Consider the following 23,325-nt stretch of genomic DNA (forward strand, 5'->3'; position numbering starts at 1 on the left):
TGAACAGCGCGCCTCGGCGACCGGAAGGAGGACGAGTCGTGGGAGGGATACTACTGCGGTCCGCCGACGTCCATCCGGGCTCGGGGAGGGTCGATCAGGGGCGTCGTCGACGCGAGGGCAGCAGCGCCGTTGCACCGAGGGCCACCGCGCCCAGGGCCAGCGCATCGGTGGGCAGTTCGGTGTGGCCGTCCAGCGGCAGGACCGACCCGTCGGTGGACACGGTGACCTGCTCGCCGAGGGGAACGGCGTCGTCGACCGGAGTGCCCCAGCGGCCCCAGGTGTTGCCCTCGTCGACGGCCAGCGGCTCGACGTCCTCGATGCCCTCGACCTCGATGATCCACAGGCCACGGCCCGGGGCGTTGGTGTCCTTGCCGGTCGCGCCGTACTCGAAGGACGAGCCGTACACGTAGCCGTGCCACGCGTAGGCGGAGAAGAAGCCGGACTCGGCGGGCTCGAAGAACGCGTGGGAGGTGGGGGTGCCGGTCACGCCGTCGACGACGGGGGTGTAGTCGGCGATCTCGATACCGGCGTCGTACCAGCCACCGACCATCAGGTTGGTGTCGCGGACGAAACCGTAGAAGTGGCTGGTGCAGAACTCGCCGTTGGTGTCGGTCGGCGAGAACGTGCCGGTCACCACGGGCAGCTGGGGGACGTCGACGTTGTAGAACCACGTCGCGCCGATGGGGTGGGCGGCGTTCTTGCCGCCGGTGCACACGGCCTCGGGCGTGCCGGCCGCGGCCCCGGCAGTTTCGTCACCGAGGACCAGCGTGCGCTCGTCGGGGGTGAACCGCGAGCCGTGGTGGATGCTGATCCCGGGGTTGGGGATGACGGCGACCTCCGTCGGGGTCCGCGGGTCCGATAGGTCCCAGATGTAGGACGCGGTGATGCCCGCGCAGGCGTACAGCTGTCGGGTCGGGGCGATGCCGGAGTCGTGGCAGCCGTCCATCGCCGTCGGCGACCAGTCGCGGACCGACTTGATGGTGATGGCTTCGGGGAAGTCGGGCTGGCCGGCCTTGCCGACCTGGCCGGCGGCGCGGAGCTCGTCGAGCTTCTTGAGGTCGACGAATCCCCACGGCGGGTCGACGGAGTTGAACTCGGCCATGTTCAGGTAGACCAGCCCCTCGGGGCCGTTGATGGTCAGGTTGTGCACGCCGGAGGGGATGCCGTGGTCGCTGCCGAAGAAGGCGACCAGGCGTGGGCGGGCGGGGTCGGTGATGTCGAAGACCCGGACACCCCTGTCACCGGGGGCCTCGTCGAGGTTGGCGGGATCGGTGGGGTCGCCGTCCTGGCAGGCACGCGCCGAGCCGTCCCACACCTGGATGGCGTAGTTCTCCCACACGCCCGCGTCGGAATGGAACCCGCCGCACGTCGATGCCGCCAGCAGCGCCGGCGTGGTCGGGTCGGTCACGTCGATGATCGACAGGCCCGGTACCGCGGTGCCGCCCATGACGACGATGTCCTTGGTGTCGTCGATGACCTCGCCGTTCCAGACCTGGCGGCCGTCGCGGCGCTGGAACTGCATGTCGGAGGTGGCGGCGACCGGCAGGCTCGCGACGAAGTCGACGTTGTCGCTCTGCCGGGTGATGTCGACGTCGGCGACGTCCGTGATGGCCTCCACGTCGCTGGCGATGTCGTAGGTCCCGTCCCACCAGTCCGAGGCGGGGTGGGCCATGGCGGTGCCGGGGACGGTGGCCACCAGCCCGACGACGAGCAGGAGCAGTGCGAGCGCGCGAGTCCTCATGTCCCCCGGTTCGACGTCGAGGAGCCGGATTCCTGCCCGGACCGGTTCGACGGGGACCGGTTCGACGGGGGCCGGTTCGACGGGGGCCGGTTCGACGTCGGGCGGGCCGATCAGCGCGGGTCGATGAACCTGCCCCCGCGTGGGATCGGGCCGCAGGCCCGGAGGGCGGCGACGATCCGCGAGCGGGTGTCGGCCGGATCGATGACGTCGTCGATCTCCGCGAACGTGGCGATGTTGAGCCCCTCGGCGTTGGTGTGGGCGAGGTCGATCAGCTCCGCCTCGCGTGCCGCACGCTGCTCGGCGTCCTCGATGGCCTCCAGCTCCCGGCGGAACCCCAGTCGCACCGCCCCCTCCAGGCCCATGGGGCCGAGCTCGGCGGTCGGCCAGCCCAGCGTCATGACCGGCACCTTCAGGTGGCCACCGAACATCGCCTGCGCGCCCAGGCCGTAGCCCTTGCGGGTGATGACCGTGACGATCGGTACCGACAGGGCGGCGCCGGTGACGAAGAGCCGGCTGAACCGTCGAACGCCCGCGTCGGCTTCGGCCTCGGGACCGACCATGAAGCCGGGTGTGTCGCACAGCACGACGACCGGCAAGCCGTGCGCGTCGCACAGCTGCAGGTGCCGGGCCGCAACGTCAGCACCTTCGGCGTCGATGGCCCCGCCGAGGTGGGTGGGCACGTTGGCGATGATGCCGACCGGCCGGCCCTCGATCCGCGCGAAGGCCGTCAGCATGCCGGGCGCATGGCCCTCGCGGAGCTCGAGCACGCTGTCGGTGTCGGCGAGGGTCGCCAGCACCTGCCGCATGTCGTAGACGCGCTTGCGGTTCTCCGGTACGGCGTCGCGGAGCGCCGACTGGTCGGCGCAGCGCCACTCCTCCACCGTGCCCTGGGTGTAGCCGAGGTACCGCTTGGCGACGGCGACCGCCTCGGCCTCGTCGTCGACCACCACGTCGACGACCCCGTTGGCCGCCTGGACCTCGATCGGGCCGATGTCCTCGGGTGCCACGACCCCGAGACCACCCCCCTCGATCATCGCCGGACCGGCCATGCCCAGGTTCGAGGACCGCGTCGCCACGATCAGGTCGGCGCACCCGGCCAGCGCGGCGTTGCCGGCGAAGCAGCGACCGTTGACGATCGCCACGGTCGGCATGCGCCCTGACAACCGGGCGAACAACGCGAAGGCCTCGGCGTCCAACCAGGAGCCGCCCAGGTTGTCGGTGTCGCCCGGACGTCCGCCCCCACCCTCGGCGAAGACCACGACGGGCAGGCCGAGCCGCTCGGCAAGCGCGAAGAGCCGGTCCTTCTTGGTGTGGTTGGCCTGGCCCTGGGTCCCGGCGAGGACGGTGTAGTCGTAGGCGGCCACGGCCACCTGGCTCGTGTCGACGCCGAACAGGTCGGCGTTGACGGTGCCGATGCCGGTGATCAGGCCGTCGGCGGGCGTGCGCGCGATCAGCTCGTCGAGGTCGCGTCGGCTGCGCTGGGCGGCGATCGCGAGGCCGCCGTACTCGGTGAAGGACCCCTCGTCGAGCAGGTCCTCGACGTTCTCCCGGGCGGTGCGGAACCCCAGCGCGTGACGCCTGGCGACCGCGTCCGGGCGGGCGTCGTCGAGCAGCATGGCCTGTCGACGGTGCACGGCCGCGAGGTCGGCTCGCTCGTCCTGCGGGGTGTCGGTCGGCCGCGGTCCCGGTGGCGGTTCGGCCGTGGCGGGTGCGAGCGTGACCAACGCCTGCCCGACCTCCACCGGGTCGCCTGCGGCGACGTGGAGGTGATCCACGACGCCGTCCGTCGAGGCGACGACGGGCTGCTCCATCTTCATGATCTCGAGGAAGAGGAGGGTCGCGCCGGCGGTGACCGGCTGGCCCTCCTCCACCAGCAGGTGGGCGACGGTGGCGGCGATCGGGCTGGTGACTGTGGTCATGTGCACGCCCCTCTCCTACGCGACCCCGCCGTCAACGGCAAGCCACACCGACGTCGGGGTAGGGTCCCCGCGACCGAGCCGGCGATCCACGGGGGCACCCATGGCACAACGCATCGAGTACGCAGTCGTCATCAACCACGAGGAGCAGTACTCCATCTGGCCCGAGGGCGAACGGCTGCCGAAGGGCTACCGGGCGGTCCGGAAGGGCCCTGCCGATGACTGCATCAGGCACCTCGAGGACCTGCTGCGCGAACGCGGGACGCAGGGCTAGCCCTGCCCCTGCGGCGATCGGGCGGTCCCGGAGCTGGGTAGCCTGCGATCACGATGCCGTCCGACCCCGTACCCCGCCTCGAGCTGCCGACGCCCGTGGCCGAGGGTCCGCTGCGCAGCTCGACGGTGGACGAGCTGGCCGACGTCATGCGGGGCCGGCGGACGCTCGTGCTGACGGGCGCCGGGATCTCCACGGACTCGGGCATCCCCGACTATCGAGGTGACGGTCGGTCGGCCCGGACATCGGTGCCGATCACGTATCGCGAGTTCATGGACGACCCCGAGGCCCGTCGGCGCTACTGGGCCCGGAGCCAGGCGGGATACCGACACGTGGGGACGGTCGACCCCAACGACGGCCACCGGTCGGTGACCGCGCTGCAGCAGGCCGGTCTGGTCGCCGGGGTGGTCACCCAGAACGTCGACCGACTGCACCAGCAGGCCGGCACCGTGGACGTGGTCGACCTGCACGGGCGGATCGACCGGGTGATCTGCACCAGCTGCGGTACGCGTTCACCCCGTGACCAGCTGGCCGAGCGGCTGGCACAGGCGAATCCGCAGTACGACGCCCTGCTCGACGTGGTGTCGACCCCGTTCCAGCCCGACGGCGACGCCGACGTGGCCGCGCAGCTGTTCGAGGCGTTCGTCGTCGTCGACTGCTTGGTGTGCGGCGGCCTGCTGAAGCCGGACGTGGTGTTCTTCGGCGAGTCGATGCCCCGCGAACGGCGCGACCACGCCTCGGCGCTGCTGCGGGACGCCGACGGAATCCTGGTCCTCGGGTCCTCGCTGGCGGTGATGAGCGGCTACCGCCTGGTCCTCCAGGCCGACCGGGCCGGACAGGCCGTGTCGATCCTCACCCGTGGTCCCTCACGCGCCGACCACCTCGCCGACGTCCGCCTCGACGCCCCGCTGACCCCGACCCTCCACGCCCTGATCGGCGCGATCGGGGCCTGAGTCGCCCAGGCGCGACGTTCGGCACGATCGGGGCCTGCGTCGGCGGCCCGGGGCGGCCCGGGCGGCACGTGGGTACGGGCGCGATCGGGGCCTGACCCACCTCCACGTGGGTACCGGCACGATCGTCGGGTCTAACGAGGGTGGATGGTCACCGGCAGGTCGTCGGTCGGCTCCGGCAGCGCCTTCCACCCCATCTCCGGTTCGTAGCCGGGTGCCACCTCGAACCGGCGGGTCAGCAGCAGGCGGTGCCACATCGCCTTGGTCTCCAGCTGGGCGAAGGCGAACCCGATGCACTTGTGGGCGCCGGCGCCGAACGGGTAGTAGAGGTGCTTGTGCTGCTTGTGCTCCTCCCGGCCCTCCTCGAAGCGGCCCGGGTCGAAGGTGTCGGGGTCGGTCCAGTACTCCGGCAGGCGGTGGGTGGCCGGGTTCATGACCGCGATCCACGTGCCCTCCGGGATGTAGTAGTCGCCCAACGCCGTGTCCCGGACGGCCTGGCGGACCATCACGGGGACGGGCGGCCACAACCGCATGACCTCGTTCATCACCAGCTCGATGGCGGTCAGGGACTTGAGGTCCTCGGGCCGCAGCGGCCCGTCGCCGAGCGCGGCGGACTCCGCGTACGCCCGCTCCTGCCACTCGGGGTGGGCGGCGAAGCCCCAGGCCATCATCGCCATGGCCAGCGTGGTGGTGTCGTGGGCCGCGAACCACATGAAGTTCATGTGGCGCACGATCTCCTCGTCGGTGAACGCCGAGCCGTCGTCGTCGCGTGCATGGACCATGGCCGAGAACAGGTCGTCCCCGTCACCGGCCCGCTTGTCGTCGAGCTGCGACCGCAGCCACCGCGTGACGTCGTCGTAGCCGTTGCGTCCCCGCCCCCAAAGCGACCCGGGCAGGTCCATGCGGAGGAACTCCGTGGCCGCCCGCGGCTGGGCGTGGAACCCTGCGAGCAGGTGGTCGCGGCTGGGCCGGTCCAGCTCGACGCCGAGGAACACGTCGGCAGCAACCCGCATCGCCAGGTCCTTCATGCGCTGGTACAGCGTGGTCGGCCCTTCGGTCGGCCACGAGGCGTCGAGGTCGGCGGAGATGCGGCGGTCCATTCCCTCCAGGTAGCCCCGCAGGCGCTTCGGGGTGAAGGCCGACTGCATGATCCGACGGTGGTCGAGGTGCTCCTGGAAGCTCAGCAGCATCAGCCCGCGGTCGAAGAACTTGCCGATCAGCTCCTGCCAGCCGTCGTTGGAGAAGTCCTTGTCGGCGTTGACGAGGATCTGTCCGGCCTCGTCGGGGCCCATGACGAACACCGCCCGGCGCCCGGCCAGCTGCTGCCAGAAGACCGGGCCGAAGCGTTCGTTGGACTCCATCAGCCAGCGGACGCGGTCGCCGGTCAGGTCGCGAATGCAGCCCAGCACCGGATCCCCGGCGTGGCCGGGAACCGGACGCAGGCCGCTGCCGACGGGTGGTGCGGCGAGGCTGTGTTCGTACGGCAGCGCGATGTCGCGCGTCCAGGACACCACCGAGGACGGGGTCGCCTCGCGGACCACGCCGAGAACCTGACCGGGGGCCTTGACGAGGAACCGACCGGTCGCACGGACACGTCGCGCGGTGTGTCGCGCACCGTCGCGAGCCCGGTCGACCGGTCCCGTTCCGATGCTCGGTCCGACCGGACGCGGCCGGGGGGCGGCCACTGCGCCGTCGCTGGGGGACGTCGGTGCGTCCCCGGACGTGTCGGCTGACGGGTCGAGCGGGGCGGTGGGTACGGACATCGGTTCGGCTCCTCGGGCGTGGACCCCAACCGTAACCACCAGCGCTTTACAGATCAAGGGTGTTTGTAAAGTCGGCCCTCGCGTCAGAAGTTGTGGCAACGCCGGGGTCGCAACGAACCTAGACTCACCGTCGATGGGTGCCCCCCGCCGGATCGGCGCCCGCTCCGCTGGCCAGCGATGGCCTGCTCGAGGGAGCGGACACAGGTGAACGCGAGGTCCTTCGCCACTCGGCTGGTCTGGACCGTCGTCTCCATGCTGGCGTTCCTGACGGTGATGCACGCGGTGTTCTACCTGCTGCCCGGCGACCCCGTTCGTGCGCTCTTCGGGTTCCGTTCCCCCGGCGAGGAGCTGCTGTCGGAGCTGCGCGAGGCGTTCCGGCTCGACGACCCCTATCCCGTGCAGCTCGGCCGTTACCTGGCCGGGCTCGTGACGGGCGATCTCGGCCCGGTCTACCGCCTCTCGCCCAACGGGTTGTCCGCCTCCGGTACCACGGTCAGCGGCGTGGTCTGGGCGTCAGTGCCGTCCACGCTGCGCATGGTGGGACTCGCCGTCGTGCTGCAGACCGCCGTCGGCACCGCCCTCAGCGGCGTGCTCTCGGGCGTGTCCGGACGTCGAGCGGTCGCGTTCAAGGCCGGGGTGGCGCTGCTGATCGCCGTGCCGTCCTTCGTGCTTGCGAGCCTTGCCCAGATCGGCGTGCCGTGGCTGGTCGACGCGCTCGGACTGCTGGCCGGCGCCGCGTTCCTGGCAGCCGTCCCGAGCGGCATGGTCGCCCTGATCGGCTATCCGTTGGTCCGCGACACCCGACGGTCGGACTTCGCCCGCCGCGCGTTCGCCAGCGGCATGTCCGATCGGCGAGTGCGGTGGATCCACACCATGCGCCCCACCATGGGGACCATGGTGACCCTGGGCGCGGCCGAGACCGGCAACCTGCTGACCGCCGCCGTGCTGGTCGAGCCGATCCTGGGGCGGCAGGGGCTCGGGTCGGTGCTGATCGCCGCGATGAACGCCAGGCAGGGGCCGACGATCCTCGGGGCTGTGGGCACGGCGTTCGTGCTGGTCGCCACCATGAACCTCGCGGCCGACCTCCTGACGATGCGGCTGGACCCCCGCATCGACGCGCTGTAGGTGTCGATCCGCGACGACCTGCCCCGGACCGTTCGTCGGACGGTCCAGCTGTCGGCGCTTCCGGTGGGGTCGATCGGCGACAAGTTGGTGGGACTGTCCCGGCGGGTCGGAGGGGCAGATGCCGACACCGTCCGAGCCGACCTGCGCCAGCGCGCGGCCGACCGGATGCGATCGGTCCTCGGTGATGCGAAGGGTGGTGCGCTGAAGGCCGGCCAGCTGCTGTCGACGGTGGACGCCCTCTTCCCCGCTGACCCCGACGCGACCTGGGCACGTGCCCTCGCGGCGTTGCCCGCCGACAACCCTGCCCTGCCGTTCGCGCTGGTCGAGCCGGTGCTGGCGGCCGAGCTGGGCGACCGCTGGCGACGCCGGTTCGACACGTTCGAGGAACGAGCGGTGGCGGCGGCCTCCATCGGGCAGGTCCACCGGGCCACGTTGCCCGACGGCCGCGCGGTGGCGGTCAAGGTGCAGTACCCCGACGTCGCCGAGGCGCTGAAGGTCGACCTGGCGATCGTCTCGGTGATGACGCGGTTGGCCTCGACGGTGGCACCGGGAATGGCGTTGCCGCCGCTGGTTGCGGAGATGCGCGAGCGGCTGGTGGAGGAGCTGGACTACCGTCGCGAGGCCGATGTGCAACGGGCGTTCGCGACGGCCCACGCGGACAACCCCGGTGTGGTGATCCCGGCGGTGCACCTCGCCACCCGCCGTGTGCTGGTGATGGACTGGCTGGACGGGATCCCGTTCACCGCGCTGGCCACAGGGGCCGTGTCGGGTTCTTGCGACGGGCGGCCCGCAACCCGACAAGCGGACGGCCACGACGTGGCCGAACGGCACCGCATGTCGGGCAACGACGACGGGCGGCCCGAAACCCGACACGCCGTCGACCACGCCGTCGACCAGGGCACGAGGGACGCGGCCGGGCGGGCGTGGACGCGGTTCCTCCTGTCGGGGCCGGAGCTGGCCGGCTGGCTGCACACCGACCCGCACCCCGGCAACTTCCGCTGGTTCCCACCGGAGGGCCAGGACCGCGACCCCGACGACCCCCGGTCCGGGCGGCTGGGCGTGCTGGACTTCGGGTCGGCGCTGCCCATGCCCGACGGCATGCCTCGCACGTTCGGCCGGCTCATCTCCCTCCTCCGGGAGGAGGACGCCGAGACCACCCTCGCGGGGCTCCGGGCCGAGGGGTTCGTGCGACCCGGGGCCGACGTCGACGCCGTCAAGCTGCGCGACTACCTGGCGCCGTTCTCCGAACCGAGCCGCCACGACACCTTCACGTTCTCACCGGAGTGGCTGCAGGGGCAGTTCGGCCGGCTGGGCGATCCCCGCAACCCCGACTTCGCGGTCGCCCTGCAGCTGACGATGCCGGCCGAGCACCTGTTCACCCACCGGGTGTGGCTCGGCATCGTCGGCGTCCTCTGCCGCCTGCACGCCACCCTCGACATCGAGGCCGATGTCCGCCGCTGGCTACCGGGGCTCGAGTAGCCGCGGATACATCGGGCGGGGGGTCAGGTCCACAGGCCGGGTCGCTCGGCATCGACCCACCGGTACAGCAGGTCGCGTCCGGCCAGCTCGGCGTCGACCTCCGACCGTGGCAGGCCGTCGCGGAACTGCTGGATGTGCCGCAGCTCGTGGCCCAGCACGAAGACGATGTCGTCCTCCGGCAGGGCGATTATCGTCGGGCCGGCCGTCTTGGCTCGGTGGTAGGTCCGCTCGGCCGGCAGCTGCCCTTCGGCCACGACCTGCGGCACCTTCAGGGTGACCAGGTACCGGGTGCCGACGGGGAGGCTCTTCGGGAACGGGACACCGTCGTAGGCCCGCCCGCTGACCCAGTACCGCGTGCGGTCCAGCGGCACGATCCGGCTGCCACCGCGACACAGCTCGAGGTCACGCTTGCGGCGGTACAGATGGCCGGGGCCAACCGCCGCCCCCTCGACGTAGGACTCGTCGGCGTTGTGGCGCAGCGGGCAGTCGGGCCGCCAGCACTGGGTGAACCAAACCCGTTTTACCCCGTGCCGCTTGACGTTGATCGCCACCCCCGTCAGGTCGAACGGGATCATGTCCAGGGCCGCCTCGACCACCCGGTCGACGTCGACGGGGAGGGTGTGGACGACGCTGAGGTGCGGTCCGGCCGACGAGCGGCCGGCCGAGCCGATCGAGGGTCGTGGTGCTCGTGCCATGTCTGCACCCTGTCACGACCCTGTGACGTCCGCCGCACGTCCTGCGGCGGACCTGTGGATTACGGCTTCGGCCAGTCAGAGAAGACCGTGTCGCCGGCCGCGACGTCGACCAGCGGCAGGTGCAGGACGGTGCCGTCGAAGTCGTCCCCGCCGAGGAAGACGTTCGTGAAGCCGCCGGGGTTGCCGGGCAGCGCCCACACCGTGTTGGAGGACTGCAGGATCATGCCGATGCGGTGGCCCGCCGGGACGACGTAGTCCTCGGGCAGGAACTCCACGTCGGCGCGGAACATGCCGCTCGGCGCACCGGCCGAGGACTCCAGCCCCTCGCGGTAGTCCACGTTCAGGAAGCCGCGCTGGATGGTCTTGTATCGGTCGTTGGCGTCGATGTCGACCAGGATGGGGGTGATGTGGGTGCCGGAGATCGGGCCCAGCAGGGAGAAGTAGCCCTCGAGGACCGCCGAGCCGGCGATGCGGACGTCCCGGCCCAGCGGGGTCGTGGAGAACGCCAGGGAGTAGTAGCCCTGCCCACCGAGCACGGCGGCCTTCTCGCCGTCGTTGGACCAGGGGTCGGTGCGGGAGATCTCCTCCGTCGAGGTGCCCGTGTCCAGCCACCCGGAGGTCGCGCCGTAGCTGCCCGAGCGTCCGGCCAGCGGACCGGCGAAGGCGTTGGTGTAGGACAGCTCGCCCACCTCACCGGTGCCGGGGCCGGGGATGCAGACCGGCGTGCAGTCGAGGTCCTGCTCGTAGGTGCGGTTGAGGAACAGCGAGGTGGTCTGGGTGGTGGCCGGTGGCCAGGTCTCGGAGAACGCGACCACACCGCCGCCGGAGGTCGTCTCGGTCTGGGAGCGCACGTGGGGGAAGCTCTCCACGACCGTCGCCCCTGCGTCCGCCGCGCTGCCCTCCAGCAGGTGGGCCCGCCAGAAGTTGTCGCGGAGCGTGGTGTAGCCGTCGCCGCTGCCGTTGGCGTGGCGGGACTGCGTCATCCACATCCGCAGGTCGAACCCGTTCCCCTCGACCACGTCCGGCGTGGTGGGGTCGTCGGCGTACGGCGCGAGGGCCTCGTACAGGTACGTCGCCTCGTACTGCTTGACGTTGTAGTCGTTCCAGCCGTGGACGATCAGGGTGTTGGTCGTCCAGTCCTCGGCGTGGGTGGTGAAGTCCCGCTCGACCCAGAAGTCGGTGTAGTCGGGGTTGCGGCTGTAGGCCTGCATCTCGTGCTCGACGGCGTCGCACTCCGCAGCGCGGTCGGTGATCGACTCGGGCTCGTCGAGGTGGACGGTGTCCCCGAAGCCGTGGTCGAACAGCAGCGGGGTGTCGAAGCCCTCGTCGGTCGCGGACTCGGAGTTGAGGAAGAAGCGCGCACCGTCCGAGTAGGCGTAGCCGTACCAGTGGCTGATCGCGGCGATGGGCACGATGGCCTTCAGCGGGGTGGTGCCGTCGGCGTCGATGGACGAACCGCGCTCGTCGGTCCACATGTCGAGCGGGGCGCCGGCGACCATGTTGGCCGTGGTGCCGTCGTAGGAGACGCCGGTCAGGCCGACCCGGCCGTTGCTCCAGTCCAGGAAGTTGCCGTCACGGTCGGGGATGTCGCCGGCCAGGAAACGGATGGCGTCGACGCCGGCCTTCTGCTCGTTGTACCCGCCGTAGTCCCAGCAGCCGGTCGATCCCCGGGTGCCCAACACGTCGACGGCCGCCTCGGCGATGCCCTCGGCCATCAGCCCGTTGCCGACGACCGTGCCCGTGCCCGTCGGGTCACCCAGGGTGTTGTAGGGCGACATGGACGCCTTGACGCCCTGGCCCGTGGCGTCGAAGGAGTCGTCGCGCCGGACCTCCACACGGATGTACTCCGTGGTGTCGTCGGGCAGGGTGGTCGGCACGTAGTGGACCGAGGTCACAGTGGCAGCCGACGACGGCAGCGCCGGAAGCACCAGCAGGGACAGCATGGCGAGGCCAGCGAGGAGGACACGAACGGGACGAGAGCTCATGCGCCTACTGTTCGCGGTCCACCGACCGGATTCCTGCTGACCGGTCGAGCAAACGAGGAGGAGGAACGACGGTGCGCGGAGTGGTGTTCCAGGGTCCCGAACGGGTCGAGGTCGCAGAGGTCCCCGACCCGCGGGTGGTCGAGCCGACCGACGCGGTGATCGCGGTGACCCGTGCCGGCCTGTGCGGTTCGGACCTGCACCCGTGGACCGGTACCGAACCCGCTGCGGCCGGGGTCGTGTGCGGGCACGAGGCCGTCGGCCGAGTCGTCGCCGTGGGCGCCGACGTCCGCACGGTCACACCCGGGGACGACGTCATCGCCTGCTTCACCACCTCGTGCGGACGCTGTGGCCCGTGCAGGGAGGGGTTGACCGCCCGGTGCGTGCACGGCCAGCTGCTCGGGTGGGCCCCGCCCGGCCGGCCCGCCGAGGGGCTGCACGGCGCGCAGGCGCAGCTGCTGCGGGTGCCGCTGGCCGACGGGACGCTCGTCCATCGCCCGGGCGACATCAGCGACGACGCCGCGGTGCTGCTGGCCGACAACGCCCCGACCGCCTGGTACGCCGCCCGTCGGGCCGAGGTTGCCGACGGCGCCCGCGTCGGCGTGATCGGTCTCGGCGCGGTCGGGCTGTGCGCGGTGGCGTCGTGTCTCGCGCTGGGTGCGTCGGCCGTCGTTGCGGTCGACCCGGTGCCCTCGCGCCGGGCTGCGGCCGATCGCCTCGGGGCCAGCACGAGCGCACCGGACGACGAGGGCCTCGTCGCTGCGGGGCTGGACGCCGTGATCGACGCCGCCGGGCCCCCGTCCGCGCAACGGCTGGCCGCCGCGATGGTCCGCCCCGGTGGCATCGTGTCGATCATCGCGGTGCAGACGGCCGAGGCGTTCGGCATCTCTCCGGTCACCGCCTACGACCGAAACCTGACAATCCGGGCGGGCCGTGCCCCGGTCAGGGCGATGCTGGAGGAGGTCCTGCCGGCGATCACCGCGGGCAGCCTCCGGTTGCCGGTCGAGGAGGTCGTGACCCATCCGGGCCTGCCACTGGCCGACGCCCCCGAGGCCTACGCCCGGTTCGCCGCCCGCGAGGACCGGATGGTCAAGGTCACGTTCGCGCCCTGATCCTCGACCGTCCAGGGCGCGAGGGGGGCCGGTCCGTGGACGGGGCGGATGGACGGTCGGCCCGGCAGGGTGCATGCGGCGACGGTTACGATCGTGTGCCCGATCCGACCGGAGCCATCGATGTCTGCCGCCCCCGCCATGCCGACCGACCTGACGCTCGCGCTGGCCGACGCCGAGGGCCGCTGCATGGACGCCCACGGCGACGCGGCCGAGGTGCTGCTGCAGATGATCGGCAGGCTCGTCGCCAGGCACCACCCCGACGCGACGGGCCTGGCAGTGAGCCACCAGCCCCAGCGTTCCGGCTGGCACGTCGTCTCCGTCGTCACCCGCCACGGGTCGGTGCCGTCGGGTCTGCCGGTCGCCGGACAGGAGCCGTCGGAGGCCCGTTGGATCGCGGGCCAGCTCGACGTGCTGGTCACCCGCCTCGACGACCACCTGCGCGCGGTCGGCCGCACGCTGCCCGTCGACGACCCCAACGGCGGGCGACGCCTCCCCCTCCCCGGCATGGAGGCCCCGACCCTGCTGCTGTCGCTGGACATCACCGCCCCCGCACCCCGCACCTCGGCCGGCCCCACCCTCTTCGCCGCCAGCTGACCCAGCCCAACCCCGACGCTTGTCGGGCGATCACGACGGGCGGCCCACAACCCGACACGCGGGTCAGGGGGCCAGCTCGGCCCGCAGCGCCTCGGCCTCCTCGCGCAGGGCCGGATCGACGTGGCCCAGCGTCAACCCGTGGGCCAGGATCTCGCGGGCGGCGTCCCGCTCACCGTGGGACCCCAGTGCCCTGGCCATGGCCACCCCTCGCGCCGGGTTGGTGACCGCCGACAGCACCAGCAGCTCCAGCGCCGCCGGGGCCAGCTGACCCACGAGCTCCACCAAGCCGGCGAACAGGGCCGGGTCGACCACGGCAGCGACGGCCTCCACCCCGTGGCGACCACGATCGTCGTCGAACAGCTCGACCAGCACCGCGGCGCTCAGCAGCCGATCGGTGGCGTCCAGCGTCTCGCTCGACACCCGGTTGGCCAGCGGGCAGTGGGCCGACAACCCCGCGGCGCGAGCGCGGGCAGACCACTTGACTGCTTGCTCGAGGTGCAGCTGGTCGGACACGAGCGGCGCGAAGGCCACCGTCATGGCGCTGCCCGGGTACGCCTCGTCGAGCCCCTCCAGCAGCTCCGACACGCCGGGCCCGGGGGCTGCGGCCAGCTCGGCCAGGACCAGCCGGCAGCGGTCGACGTCGCCGACCAGGTCCAGCAGCACGACCACCCTGTCGAGCTGGCCGAGCTCGTGGTACGCGGCGACGAGCTGCGGCCAGATCCGCATCGCCCCCTCACCTGCGGCCTCCAGCAGATGGGCCACGCCCTCGCGGGTCCGGCCGGCATCGAGCAGCGCCAGCCCGAGGTCGGCGCGGACGCGTTCGGCCGCCGCCCCCACGCCGTCGTCGTGCGGCACGACGCCGGCGTTCCCCGCGGCCGCGGCCAGCGCCGACTCGTAGGCCGCCACGAACGCGTCGACCCGTCCGAGCGCCACCAGCACCTCGGCCCGGACCACGTCGACAGCGCCGGCGAACCGCGACGCGTCCTGCAACGCGTCCACCCACGACAACGCCTCCTCCGCACGGCCCAGCGCCACCAGCGCGGCGGCGCCGTGGGCCAGCGCCGTCCGCCGGACGAACCCGTCGTCGGCGTGGCGGGCCTCCTCGAAGCGCACCATCGCCTCCTCCATCCGTCCGGCGGCCGCGAGGGTGCGGCCCAGGTCGACCACGCCGCGCAGCCCGGCGCCGTCGGCGATCGCTGCCTCGCAGATCCGGATGTTGCGCTCGGTCTTGCCGCGTTCGTCGACGATCCGCTGGATGTAGCCCCAGTGCCCGATCGTGGCCAGCGACGTCCGCTCCACCTGCAGGGTCGCATCCGACCGGTTGGGACGGACCTCCTCGTGCAGCCGACCCTCGTAGCGGATCCGGCGGCGCCGCAGGACCCGCAGGCTCTGGTGGGACATGCCCACCGTGCCCACCTCGTCCCGGTAGCTGTCGACGGTGACCTGCAGGGCGTCTGCCCGGGAACGCCGAAGGGTCCGTCGCAGGCCCGCAACGTCGTGCACGAACAGCACCTCGTCGGCATCCACGACCACCGCCCAACGGCCCGTGCAGTGGTCCAGCACCTCGTTGCGCGACCTGCCGAAGTCGTCGTACCACTCGCCCTCCACGACCCGGGCACCGGTCGCCCGGGCCAGCTCGACGGTCCGGTCGATCGACCCGGTGTCCAGCACGACCACTTCGTCGACGACGCCCTCCAGGGAGGCGAGGCACCGCTGGATGACCGCCTCCTCGTCGCGGACGATGATGGCGGCCGACAGCAGCGGTGCCGGTGGGGGCGACGTGCGGGACATGCCTGCAGTCTCGTCGGTCCTCTAGCGTGTCGGCCGTGAAGCTCGACACCATCACCTACGGCCATCCGCTCACCGACATCGGCGAGGTGGTCCGCACCGCCGAGTCGCGCGGCTACGACGCCTGGTTGACCTCCGAGGTCCAGTACGACCCCTTCCTGCCCTGCGCCGTGGCGGCGGTGGCAACCGAGCGGATCCAGCTGGGCACGGCGATCACCGTTGCCTTCGCCCGCAACCCGATGACGGTCGCCCAGTCGGCGCACAACATCCAGCAGGCGCTGGGCGAGCGGCCGTTCCTGCTGGGGCTGGGGTCCCAGATCAAGCCGCACATCACCAAGCGGTTCTCCCAGACCTGGCCGGACCGGCCGGCCGCGGCGATGCGCGAGTTCGTCCAGGCGCTGCACGCCATCTGGTCGTGCTGGAACGACGGGGAGGAGCTGGCGTTCCGCGGCGAGTACTACACCCACTCGATCATGACGCCGATGTTCACGCCGCCCCCGAACCCGGTCACCCCGAAGGTGTGGCTGGCCGCCGTCGGACCGGGCATGACCCGCGTCGCCGGCGAGGTCGCCGACGGCATCATCTGTCACGGCTTCACCACCGCCACCTACTTCACCGAGACGACCCTGCCCGCGGTGGAGGAGGGCGTCGGGCGTGTGGAGGGCCGGACCCGCGCCGACGTCGAGGTGGTGCTGCCGCCCTTCGTGATCACCGGCTACACCGACGAGCAGCGGGCGGGGGCCCGTCAGGCGGTCCTGCAGCAGATCGGCTTCTACGGCTCGACCCCTGCGTACAGGCCGGTGCTGGAGGCCCACGGCTGGGGCGAGCTGGGCGAGGAGTTGCATCGCCTGTCCCGCAACGACGGCTGGGCCCGGATGCCCGAGGTCATCGACGACGAGGTCGTGGACGCCTTCGCCATCGTGGCGGACCCCGACGTGCTGGGCGAGGCCATCGTCGAACGGTTCGGCGGCGCAGCCGATCGCATCCAGCTCGGCGAGGCCTACGGCCTGTCCGACGCGCACCTGACCCACGTCCGCGAGGTCCTCGCCGACGCCTGACACCGACCCGGGCCAGCGGGCGGCTTCGTCCACGGGATGATCAGGCGGTGGTCGGTTCGTCGTCCTCCAGGTAGCTGGTGACGCCTTCGCTGGCCGACAGCCGCATCGCCTCGGCAACCCGAACGGCGGCAAGGCCGTCCCGCATCGTCACGATGTCGGCCGGCTCTCCCAGCACCGCATCGCGGAAGGCCAGCATCTCCGTCATCAGCGGTTCGGGCTTGGGGATCGAGTAGCGGATCACGTCGCCTTCGGAGACGCCCCGGAAACGGGTCAGCTCCTCCCACTCGTTGACCTCCGAGCCGTTGGCGTGGAAGGTCAGGTCGGCGGTCACGGTGTCGGCGATCAGTGCGCCGGCCTCGCCGAGGGCGGCGATCTCGCGCTCCTTGTACGGCGACAACCAGTTGACGAGGTGGTTGGTGACCGTGCCGTCGGCCAGCACGCCGGTGGCGGCGACCAGGTCCTCGTGCGGCCGACCGGTCTTGTGGGCGGTCCGTGCGCTGATGGCCGCCACCGACGACCCGCCGACCCAGGCCGTCAGGTCGACGTCATGGGTGGCCAGGTCGAGGATGACGCCGACATCCATGATGCGGACGGGGAACGGGCCCTGACGGCGCGTGGCGATCTGGTAGAGCTCGCCCAGCAGCCCGTCCTCCAGCTTGGTCCGCATCGCCTGCAGCGCCGGGTTGAACCGTTCGATGTGGCCGACGGCGCCGACCAACCCGGCGGCCTCGAACGCCTCGGTGATCCTTGTCGCCGCATCGAGGGTGTGGGCCAACGGCTTCTCCACCAGCGTGGGGATCCCGGCCTCGGCCAGCCGCATCGCGACCTGCTCGTGATGTTCGGTGGGCGCGGACAGGACCGCCATGTCCAGCCCGGCCTCGATGAGCTGCTCGTCGCTGATGAAGACCCGACCGCCCTGGGCTGCACCGTGCGGGTCACCGGACGGGTCGGCCACCCCGACGAAGTCGATCCCGTCCATGGTGCGCAGCACCCGGACGTGGTGGCGGCCCATGGTCCCCAACCCGATCACGCCTGCTCGCAGCACCATCAGCCCTCCGCGGCCATGGTGCCGTCGGTCAGGCGATGGACCGTGCCGTCCTCTCGGCAGGTCCAGCGGCCGTCCTCGGGGTCGACGTCGAGCCGCCCGCCGCAGGCGCAGACCCAGCCGAGCTGACGCGCCGGGACCCCCGCGACCAGCGCGTGGTCGGGCACGTCCTTGGCCACGGTTGCGCCGGCAGCGGCCATGGCCCAGCGTCCCACGGTGACGCCGGCGACGACGATCGCGCCGGCACCGATGGCTGCGCCGTGGCGGATGGTGACGCCGGCAGCGGCCCAGTCCGAGCCGCGCTTGAGCTGGCCGTCGGGTGAGATCGACCGCGGTCGCAGGTCGTTGGTGAGGATCACGGCGGGGCCGATGAACACCCCGTCCTCCAGCGTCGCCGGCGCGTACAGCAGCGCGTTGTTCTGCACCTTGCAGCGGTCACCGAGCACCACCCCGGTGTCGACGAACGCCCCTCGTCCGACGATGCACTCCTTGCCCAGCCGGGCCCCGTCCCGGACCTGCGCGAGGCCCCAGACCATGGTGCCCTCGCCGATCTGGGCGTCCTCGGCAACGGTGGCGTCTGGGTCGATCCGCATGGTCGCCGGATCCTACGACCTGCGCACACGGGCCGGGGTGAGGCCGCGGCGATCACTGTCTCGATCCTTGCTGTGGGAAGAGGAAACCCGCCCTACGGCGGCGAACAGGCCGTCCATGCGCTCCATCACCCTTGCCCTGTCCATCCTCGCCGTCCTGGCCGTCGCCCTGCCTGCGACGGCCGACCCCGTCCTGAACGCCCCCTGCGCCAACCCCAACAACCTGCCCGTCGTGACGACGGCCGACGGGGTCACCGCCGACGTCGACACCCCGATCGGGCTGCCCCTCGTCGACGTGCAGACCGTCTCGGGCGGCAGCTACCTGGTCGACCTCGCCGGTGTGGAGGAGAACGTCAAGAAGACCGTGACCGTGACCCTGTCGTGGACCAACGGGATCCTCGACGACCTGACGGACTACGACATGATCGTCAACGGCGTCACCTACAACGCGTCCGACACCAGGGAGACCGCGAGCCTGTCCATGGGTCACTGCAGGACCATCAACGTGGAGGAGATCTACGCGTTCATCGGGACCCCGGCCGACAGCCTGACCCTCGACCTGAGCATCTCCTCCTTCCCCTTCTAGGCAGGGTTCTTCCCGGAACGGGGCTCACGACTCGAGCTGGTCGGCGACCGTTGCCTTCACGACCTTGCCCATCGCGTTGCGCGGCAGGGCGTCGACCAGATGGATGGACTTCGGGATCTTGAACGGGGCGAGGTGTCCCCTGCACCACTCCCGCAGCGCATCGGTGTCCAGATCCGGTTCGACCGGGACCACGGCGGCAACGATGCGCTGTCCCCAGTCCGGATCGGCCAGCCCGACGACGGCGCACTCGGCGACCCCGGGGTGGCCGAGCAGGACGTTCTCGACGTCGAGGGCCGACACCTTCTCCCCGCCGGTCTTGAGGATGTCGACCGAGCTCCGGCCCAGGATGCGATAGCGGCCGTCCCGGCGCGTGGCGATGTCGCCGGTCCTGAACCAGCCGTCATCGGTGAAGGACGCGGCCGTGGCCTCGGGCCGACGCCAGTACTCCAGGAACACGGTGTCGCCGCGCACCTGGATCTCCCCGGGCAGATGCCCCTCGACCTCGACGCCGTCCTCGTCGACGAGGCGCACCTCCACCCCCGGCATGGGGAATCCGACGCTTCCCGCCACCCGGTCGCCGTGCAGCGGGTTCGACAGGGCCATGCCGAGCTCGGACATGCCGTACCGCTCGAGCAGCGTGTGTCCGCTGATCTCCTCCCAGCGACGCATCGTGGGCACGGGGAGCGCGGCGGACCCCGAGACCATCAGCCGCAGGCCGCGGACCCCGGTGGTCAGCCGGTCGCGTTCGGCTGGTCCTGCGGCGGTCCAGTGATCGATCAGCCGCCGGTAGATCGTGGGCACGGCCATGTAGAGCGTGAGGTCGCCGCTGGCCAGGCGCTCCCACGTCGCGGCGGCGTCGAACCGCGCGTGCATCTCGACGGTGGCCCCGACCCACAGGCTGCAGCCCACCACGTTGAGGATCCCGTGGAGGTGGTGCAGCGGCAGGTCGAGCACGGTTCGGTCGGTGGACGAGAACGCCCACGCCTCGACCAACGAGCCGATCTGCGCCTCCAGGTTGCCGTGGGTGCTGACCACACCCTTTGGCCGACCGGTCGTGCCGCTGGTGTAGATCATCAGCGCAGGACGGTCCAGCGGCACGGTCGGCAGCGGGCCGGATGCACCCTGCAGCGCGTCGTCGACCCGGAGCCACCGAAGGCCCCGGTCCTCGACGAGCGGCTCGAGCAGGCCGGCGTGTGCAGCCTCGCCGACCACGACGGTCGGGTCCGCGTCGTCGAGCACGTAGGCGAGCTCGGCGGGCGGATGGGACAGGCACAGCGGAACGGCCGTACCACCGGCACGCCAGATGCCCCACTGCACGGCCACGTGCTGGAACGAGGGGGTGACCATGAAGGCCACACGTTCGCCGTCGAGGTCGGAGCGGCCGTCCAGCAGGGTGTGAGCGACGCGGCTGGACGCATCAAGCAGCTCGGCGTAGTCGTGGGTCCGTCCGCCGTCGACGATCGCGGTCCGGTCGGCGTGCTGGGCTGCGCGTTCCCACAGCAACCCTGGGGTGTGGTCGGTCACGAGCCCTCCCCTACGCGAGTCCGCGGACGGTCCGCACCGGGTCGCGCCAGCCGAGGATGACCTCGGCCATGCGCACGGCGCGGACGGTTCGTTGTGTCTCGTGGACCCGCACCATGCGGGCGCCGAGCGTCATGCTGACGACCGCCGCCCCGATGGAGGCGTCGACCCGCTCGGCCAGCGGCAGGTCCAGCGACTCGCCGATGAAGTCCTTGTTGGACAGCGCGACCAGCACCGGTCGGCCGAGCTCGGCCAGGACCGGCAGGTTCCGCGTCACCTCCAGGGAGTGGAGGGTGTTCTTGCGGAAGTCGTGGCCGGGGTCGACCACGATCCGGTCGCGGTCCACCCCCGCGGCGGTCGCCCGGTCCAGCAGCCGCGCCAGCTCGTCGCGGACCACGGTCGTCACGTCGGGGTGGTAGTGGTTGCGCATCGGCCGCTGGCGGATGTCGCCGCCGGAGTGCATGACCACCAGCGCGGCGTCGTGCGCGGCGACGACCCCGGCGAGGTCGGGGTCCGACAGGCCCGAGGTGTCGTTGATCAGGTCCGCCCCGGCCGACAGGGCCGCGTCGGCGACCTCGGCCCGGAAGGTGTCGATCGACAGCGGGGCGTCGCTGCGCCGCCGGAACGCCTCGACGAAGGGGACGATGCGGTCCAGCTCGGCGGCGGTGTCGACGTCCTCACCCGGACCGGCCTTGACCCCGCCCACATCGACGAGGTCCGCCCCCTCCTCCACCTGTGCCAGGGCGTGGTCGACGGAGGCCTCCAGCGCGTAGGTGGCCCCGCGGTCGTAGAACGAGTCGGGCGTCCGGTTGACGATCGCCATCACGGCCATGCGTCGGTGCAGGTCGAGGGTGGTGGCGCCGAGTCGCAGCAGCATGGCCCGCATCCTGCCAGCCCGACCCGTTTTCGGCGCAGCCAGCAGAGCGAACCGTCGGACGCGCCGTAGGTTGGGAAGGTATGGCACTCGAACCCGGCGACGATGTCGTCCACTCGATCCACGGTCCCGGCCGTGTCGTGGCTGTGCAGATGCGCGACACCCCTGACGGCCCCGTGGAGTACGTCACGATCGAGGTGGGCGACATGCGCATCCTCATCCCCACGAGCGAGGTGGAGGCGGTCGGCGTACGCGACCCGATCAGCGAGGAGGACGCCGAGGCGATCCTCGAGCTGCTCGCCGAGGACCCCCTGAAGGACCCGGGACACTCCGCCCGACGTCGTCGCAACCAGAAGCGGCTGCTCGACGGTGACGCCGCGGCGCTGGCCAAGATCGTCCGCAGCCTGCAGGCGCTCCGCGAGGACCGCGACAAGCCGCTGGCGATGCGCGACAAGGACCACCTCCGGTCGGCCACCGCGAAGCTTGCGGGTGAGCTGGCCATCGCCCTGAAGGTCACCGAGGAGGAGGCGGCCTCGTTGATCGAACGCGCCACCGCCACCGACGAGGCCGAGGCCGACGCGGAGGCCTGACCCGCCTCTCCCCGGACGACGAACGGCCGACCCCGTGGGGTCGGCCGTCCTGCTGTCGGGGTCGTTCAGCCGGTGGTGACGGTGATGGTCCCGGACCCCATGTGGGTCTCGTAGGGGATCGTGACCGTGCCGAACAGGGCGGTGGCCCCGTCGTAGGTGAACGTGGCACCGGCGGGCATGCCGGAGGCCGGGCCGTCACCGGAGGAGAACTTCTCGCCACGGACGAAGCCGTACTGGTCGGTGTCGTTGACGAAGACGAGGCGCTGGCCGGAGCGGATCTCGACGTCGAGGTCGCCGCTGAGCAGGACCTGCTGTGCCTCGAAGCCGGCGTAGTCGAAGGGCACGTTGGCGCCCGACGCCGGGTAGATGGTGGCGTGGGTCGAGCCGAGGGGGATGATGCCGGCCTCACCGTCGACGCCGGTGCCGACGAACTCGCCGGATGCCGTCGGGGTTGCGTTCAGCCCGCCCGGGTCGGAGTAGAAGATGATGTCGAGGTCGGCATCGACGCTGGAGGTCAGCTCGAAGGTGCCCCCGACGGTCGCGGGGTCGACCTCGAAGAACCAGCTGACGACGCCCTGTGCCTCGGGGCCGACGAACATGGCGGAGCGGGTGTGTCGGGTCACCGGCTGCGCGGCCTTGGTCGGGTTGGGCACCAGGACGGAGCCCGAGATGGCCTGTGCCACCGCGGGTTCGACGTCGGCGGACGCCGGGACGGCGATCATCGCCGCGAGCAGGGCAGCGGCAAGGAGCAGTCGGATGGTTCGCATCGGTCGACCTTTCGTGAATCGGGTTCGGTTCCACGTTCGACATCACCCGTGTCCACTCCTTCCGGGACCTCGGCTACCGTCGTGACCGTGCTCGTCGTCGCCATCCCGTCCACCGCCCTCGTGCTGCCGTCGGTCCGCACCGGCGGCGATGCCGCGATCCACTCCCTGCGCGACGAGGTCGAACGCGTCCTGGCCGACGTGGCCGGTGTGGTGGTCGTGATGGCTGCGGACCCCGCTGCCGACGACGGAGCGGTGTCTCTGTACCCACCGGACGGTGTCGTGCACCTGGGTGGGCTCGGCCTGCCGGAGGCCACGACCCGGGTCGACGGGGCACCGGAGGGCCTGCCGGTGGTCGAGGCCCATCCGGGCGCCGACCTCGCGGTCCTGGCCTGCGCCGTGGGTCGGGTCGAGGGGGTTGGGTCGGTCATCGCCGTCGGCCTGCCCGCCTCGAGCGCCGGGGTCACCGAGACCATGGCGTGGCTTGCGGGACTGGACGGGGTCGACGCCCTCGTGGTCGCCGGCGACCTGTCGGCGGGACACGGCCCCAAGCCGCCTCGCCCCTCGGTCGGCGAGCAGCGTGCCGCAGCGTACGACCACGCCGTCGTGGCAGGCGTGCGGGCAGGGGTGCTCGAAGCCGAGCTCGTGGCCGACGCCGAGGGGACCGCAGCACGCGGCGTCCCCGCGCTGGCCGTCGCCGTCGGCCTGTCCGGCCCGGCCGAACGGGTCACCCATCAGGTGGTCGACGGCGTGGGCAGCCTGATCGCCCGCTGGCCCGACCGCGCCTGAGGGGTTCGCCCGTCCCCCGCCCGGTCGGCGCGATCGGGGCCTGCGTCGCGGTGGGGCGATGATCGGCACGATCGGGGCCTGCGGGGCAGGAG

At 71.8% G+C, this 23,325-nt stretch carries 21 protein-coding genes; 10 read left to right on the plus strand and 11 right to left on the minus strand.

The features are described from left to right. Nucleotides 1–94 precede the first annotated feature (94 nt). Nucleotides 95–1,741: an LVIVD repeat-containing protein gene (locus DVS28_RS22880; protein ID WP_114593520.1), complete on the minus strand. Its 1,647-nt coding sequence runs from the start codon at nt 1,739–1,741 to the stop codon at nt 95–97. Between the two features lie 110 nt (nt 1,742–1,851). Continuing rightward, nucleotides 1,852–3,660, minus strand: a complete 1,809-nt coding sequence (locus tag DVS28_RS22885) for a carboxyl transferase domain-containing protein (RefSeq protein ID WP_114593521.1) — start codon at nt 3,658–3,660, stop codon at nt 1,852–1,854. Between the two features lie 100 nt (nt 3,661–3,760). Here DVS28_RS22885 and DVS28_RS22890 point away from each other — a divergent pair, with 100 nt between their 5' ends. Both DVS28_RS22890 and DVS28_RS22895 read left to right on the plus strand, forming a co-directional pair. Continuing rightward, entirely contained in the window at nt 3,761–3,931 is a 171-nt protein-coding gene (locus tag DVS28_RS22890) for an MbtH family NRPS accessory protein (RefSeq protein WP_114593522.1), read from the plus strand. A 53-nt stretch (nt 3,932–3,984) separates the two neighbouring features. Continuing rightward, nucleotides 3,985–4,881 (plus strand): NAD-dependent protein deacetylase, encoded by an 897-nt coding sequence (locus DVS28_RS22895; protein WP_114593523.1) that lies wholly within the window; start codon nt 3,985–3,987, stop codon nt 4,879–4,881. A 131-nt stretch (nt 4,882–5,012) separates the two neighbouring features. On the opposite strand, the gene DVS28_RS22900 is transcribed toward DVS28_RS22895, so the two are convergent. Then, nucleotides 5,013–6,641, minus strand: a complete 1,629-nt coding sequence (locus tag DVS28_RS22900) for a cytochrome P450 (protein WP_114593524.1) — start codon at nt 6,639–6,641, stop codon at nt 5,013–5,015. Nucleotides 6,642–6,845: 204 nt separating this feature from the next. Between DVS28_RS22900 and DVS28_RS22905 the strand changes: the two genes are divergently transcribed. Together DVS28_RS22905 and DVS28_RS22910 are read left to right on the plus strand one after the other, a co-directional pair. Then, a complete protein-coding gene (locus DVS28_RS22905) occupies nt 6,846–7,766 on the plus strand; it encodes an ABC transporter permease (protein WP_164710920.1) in 921 nt (306 codons plus the stop codon). After that, complete coding sequence (locus DVS28_RS22910) at nt 7,767–9,245, plus strand: ABC1 kinase family protein (protein WP_114593526.1); 1,479 nt, start codon at nt 7,767–7,769, stop codon at nt 9,243–9,245. Between the two features lie 23 nt (nt 9,246–9,268). Here DVS28_RS22910 and DVS28_RS22915 read toward each other — a convergent pair whose 3' ends face one another. Together DVS28_RS22915 and DVS28_RS22920 are read right to left on the minus strand one after the other, a co-directional pair. Further along, nucleotides 9,269–9,940, minus strand: coding sequence for a hypothetical protein (locus DVS28_RS22915; protein WP_114593527.1), 672 nt, complete (start codon nt 9,938–9,940; stop codon nt 9,269–9,271). Between the two features lie 59 nt (nt 9,941–9,999). Beyond that, on the minus strand, nt 10,000–11,925 hold the full coding sequence (locus DVS28_RS22920; RefSeq protein ID WP_114593528.1) for a CocE/NonD family hydrolase: 1,926 nt from the start codon (nt 11,923–11,925) through the stop codon (nt 10,000–10,002). A gap of 71 nt (nt 11,926–11,996) precedes the next feature. On the opposite strand from DVS28_RS22920, the gene DVS28_RS22925 reads away from it, so the two are divergent. Together DVS28_RS22925 and DVS28_RS22930 are read left to right on the plus strand one after the other, a co-directional pair. After that, the gene (locus DVS28_RS22925; RefSeq protein ID WP_114593529.1) at nt 11,997–13,034 is read left to right on the plus strand and encodes an alcohol dehydrogenase catalytic domain-containing protein; all 1,038 of its coding nucleotides are present in this window, start codon (nt 11,997–11,999) and stop codon (nt 13,032–13,034) included. A 120-nt stretch (nt 13,035–13,154) separates the two neighbouring features. Continuing rightward, entirely contained in the window at nt 13,155–13,628 is a 474-nt protein-coding gene (locus tag DVS28_RS22930; protein ID WP_164710921.1) for a hypothetical protein, read from the plus strand. A gap of 63 nt (nt 13,629–13,691) precedes the next feature. On the opposite strand, the gene DVS28_RS22935 is transcribed toward DVS28_RS22930, so the two are convergent. Further along, nucleotides 13,692–15,419 carry a glycosyltransferase gene (locus DVS28_RS22935; RefSeq protein ID WP_114593531.1) on the minus strand — a complete coding sequence of 576 codons (1,728 nt, stop codon included), beginning with the start codon at nt 15,417–15,419 and terminating at the stop codon, nt 13,692–13,694. 35 nt (nt 15,420–15,454) lie between these two features. Between DVS28_RS22935 and DVS28_RS22940 the strand changes: the two genes are divergently transcribed. Further along, complete coding sequence (locus tag DVS28_RS22940; RefSeq protein ID WP_216826236.1) at nt 15,455–16,474, plus strand: TIGR03617 family F420-dependent LLM class oxidoreductase; 1,020 nt, start codon at nt 15,455–15,457, stop codon at nt 16,472–16,474. Nucleotides 16,475–16,514: 40 nt separating this feature from the next. On the opposite strand, the gene DVS28_RS22945 is transcribed toward DVS28_RS22940, so the two are convergent. Continuing rightward, a complete protein-coding gene (locus DVS28_RS22945; RefSeq protein ID WP_114593533.1) occupies nt 16,515–17,522 on the minus strand; it encodes a Gfo/Idh/MocA family protein in 1,008 nt (335 codons plus the stop codon). Continuing rightward, the gene (locus tag DVS28_RS22950; protein ID WP_114593534.1) at nt 17,522–18,112 is read right to left on the minus strand and encodes an acyltransferase; all 591 of its coding nucleotides are present in this window, start codon (nt 18,110–18,112) and stop codon (nt 17,522–17,524) included. The genes DVS28_RS22945 and DVS28_RS22950 overlap by 1 nt, the downstream gene beginning before the upstream one ends. A 115-nt stretch (nt 18,113–18,227) precedes the next feature. Here DVS28_RS22950 and DVS28_RS22955 point away from each other — a divergent pair, with 115 nt between their 5' ends. Next, nucleotides 18,228–18,695 carry a hypothetical protein gene (locus DVS28_RS22955; RefSeq protein ID WP_114593535.1) on the plus strand — a complete coding sequence of 156 codons (468 nt, stop codon included), beginning with the start codon at nt 18,228–18,230 and terminating at the stop codon, nt 18,693–18,695. 24 nt (nt 18,696–18,719) lie between these two features. Here the strand turns inward: DVS28_RS22955 and DVS28_RS22960 are convergent, their stop codons facing one another. Both DVS28_RS22960 and folP read right to left on the minus strand, forming a co-directional pair. Continuing rightward, the gene (locus DVS28_RS22960) at nt 18,720–20,219 is read right to left on the minus strand and encodes an acyl-CoA synthetase (RefSeq protein WP_216826237.1); all 1,500 of its coding nucleotides are present in this window, start codon (nt 20,217–20,219) and stop codon (nt 18,720–18,722) included. 10 nt (nt 20,220–20,229) lie between these two features. Beyond that, a complete protein-coding gene (gene folP / locus DVS28_RS22965) occupies nt 20,230–21,093 on the minus strand; it encodes a dihydropteroate synthase (RefSeq protein ID WP_216826238.1) in 864 nt (287 codons plus the stop codon). Nucleotides 21,094–21,173: 80 nt separating this feature from the next. Between folP and DVS28_RS22970 the strand changes: the two genes are divergently transcribed. Next, nucleotides 21,174–21,680, plus strand: coding sequence for a CarD family transcriptional regulator (locus DVS28_RS22970; RefSeq protein WP_114593536.1), 507 nt, complete (start codon nt 21,174–21,176; stop codon nt 21,678–21,680). 65 nt (nt 21,681–21,745) lie between these two features. Here DVS28_RS22970 and DVS28_RS22975 read toward each other — a convergent pair whose 3' ends face one another. After that, nucleotides 21,746–22,447 carry a hypothetical protein gene (locus tag DVS28_RS22975; RefSeq protein ID WP_114593537.1) on the minus strand — a complete coding sequence of 234 codons (702 nt, stop codon included), beginning with the start codon at nt 22,445–22,447 and terminating at the stop codon, nt 21,746–21,748. A gap of 81 nt (nt 22,448–22,528) precedes the next feature. On the opposite strand from DVS28_RS22975, the gene DVS28_RS22980 reads away from it, so the two are divergent. Further along, the gene (locus DVS28_RS22980; protein ID WP_114593538.1) at nt 22,529–23,233 is read left to right on the plus strand and encodes a hypothetical protein; all 705 of its coding nucleotides are present in this window, start codon (nt 22,529–22,531) and stop codon (nt 23,231–23,233) included. Nucleotides 23,234–23,325: the final 92 nt, after the last annotated feature.

Origin of the sequence: Euzebya pacifica, assembly GCF_003344865.1 — a bacterium.
GTDB lineage: Bacteria > Actinomycetota > Nitriliruptoria > Euzebyales > Euzebyaceae > Euzebya > Euzebya pacifica.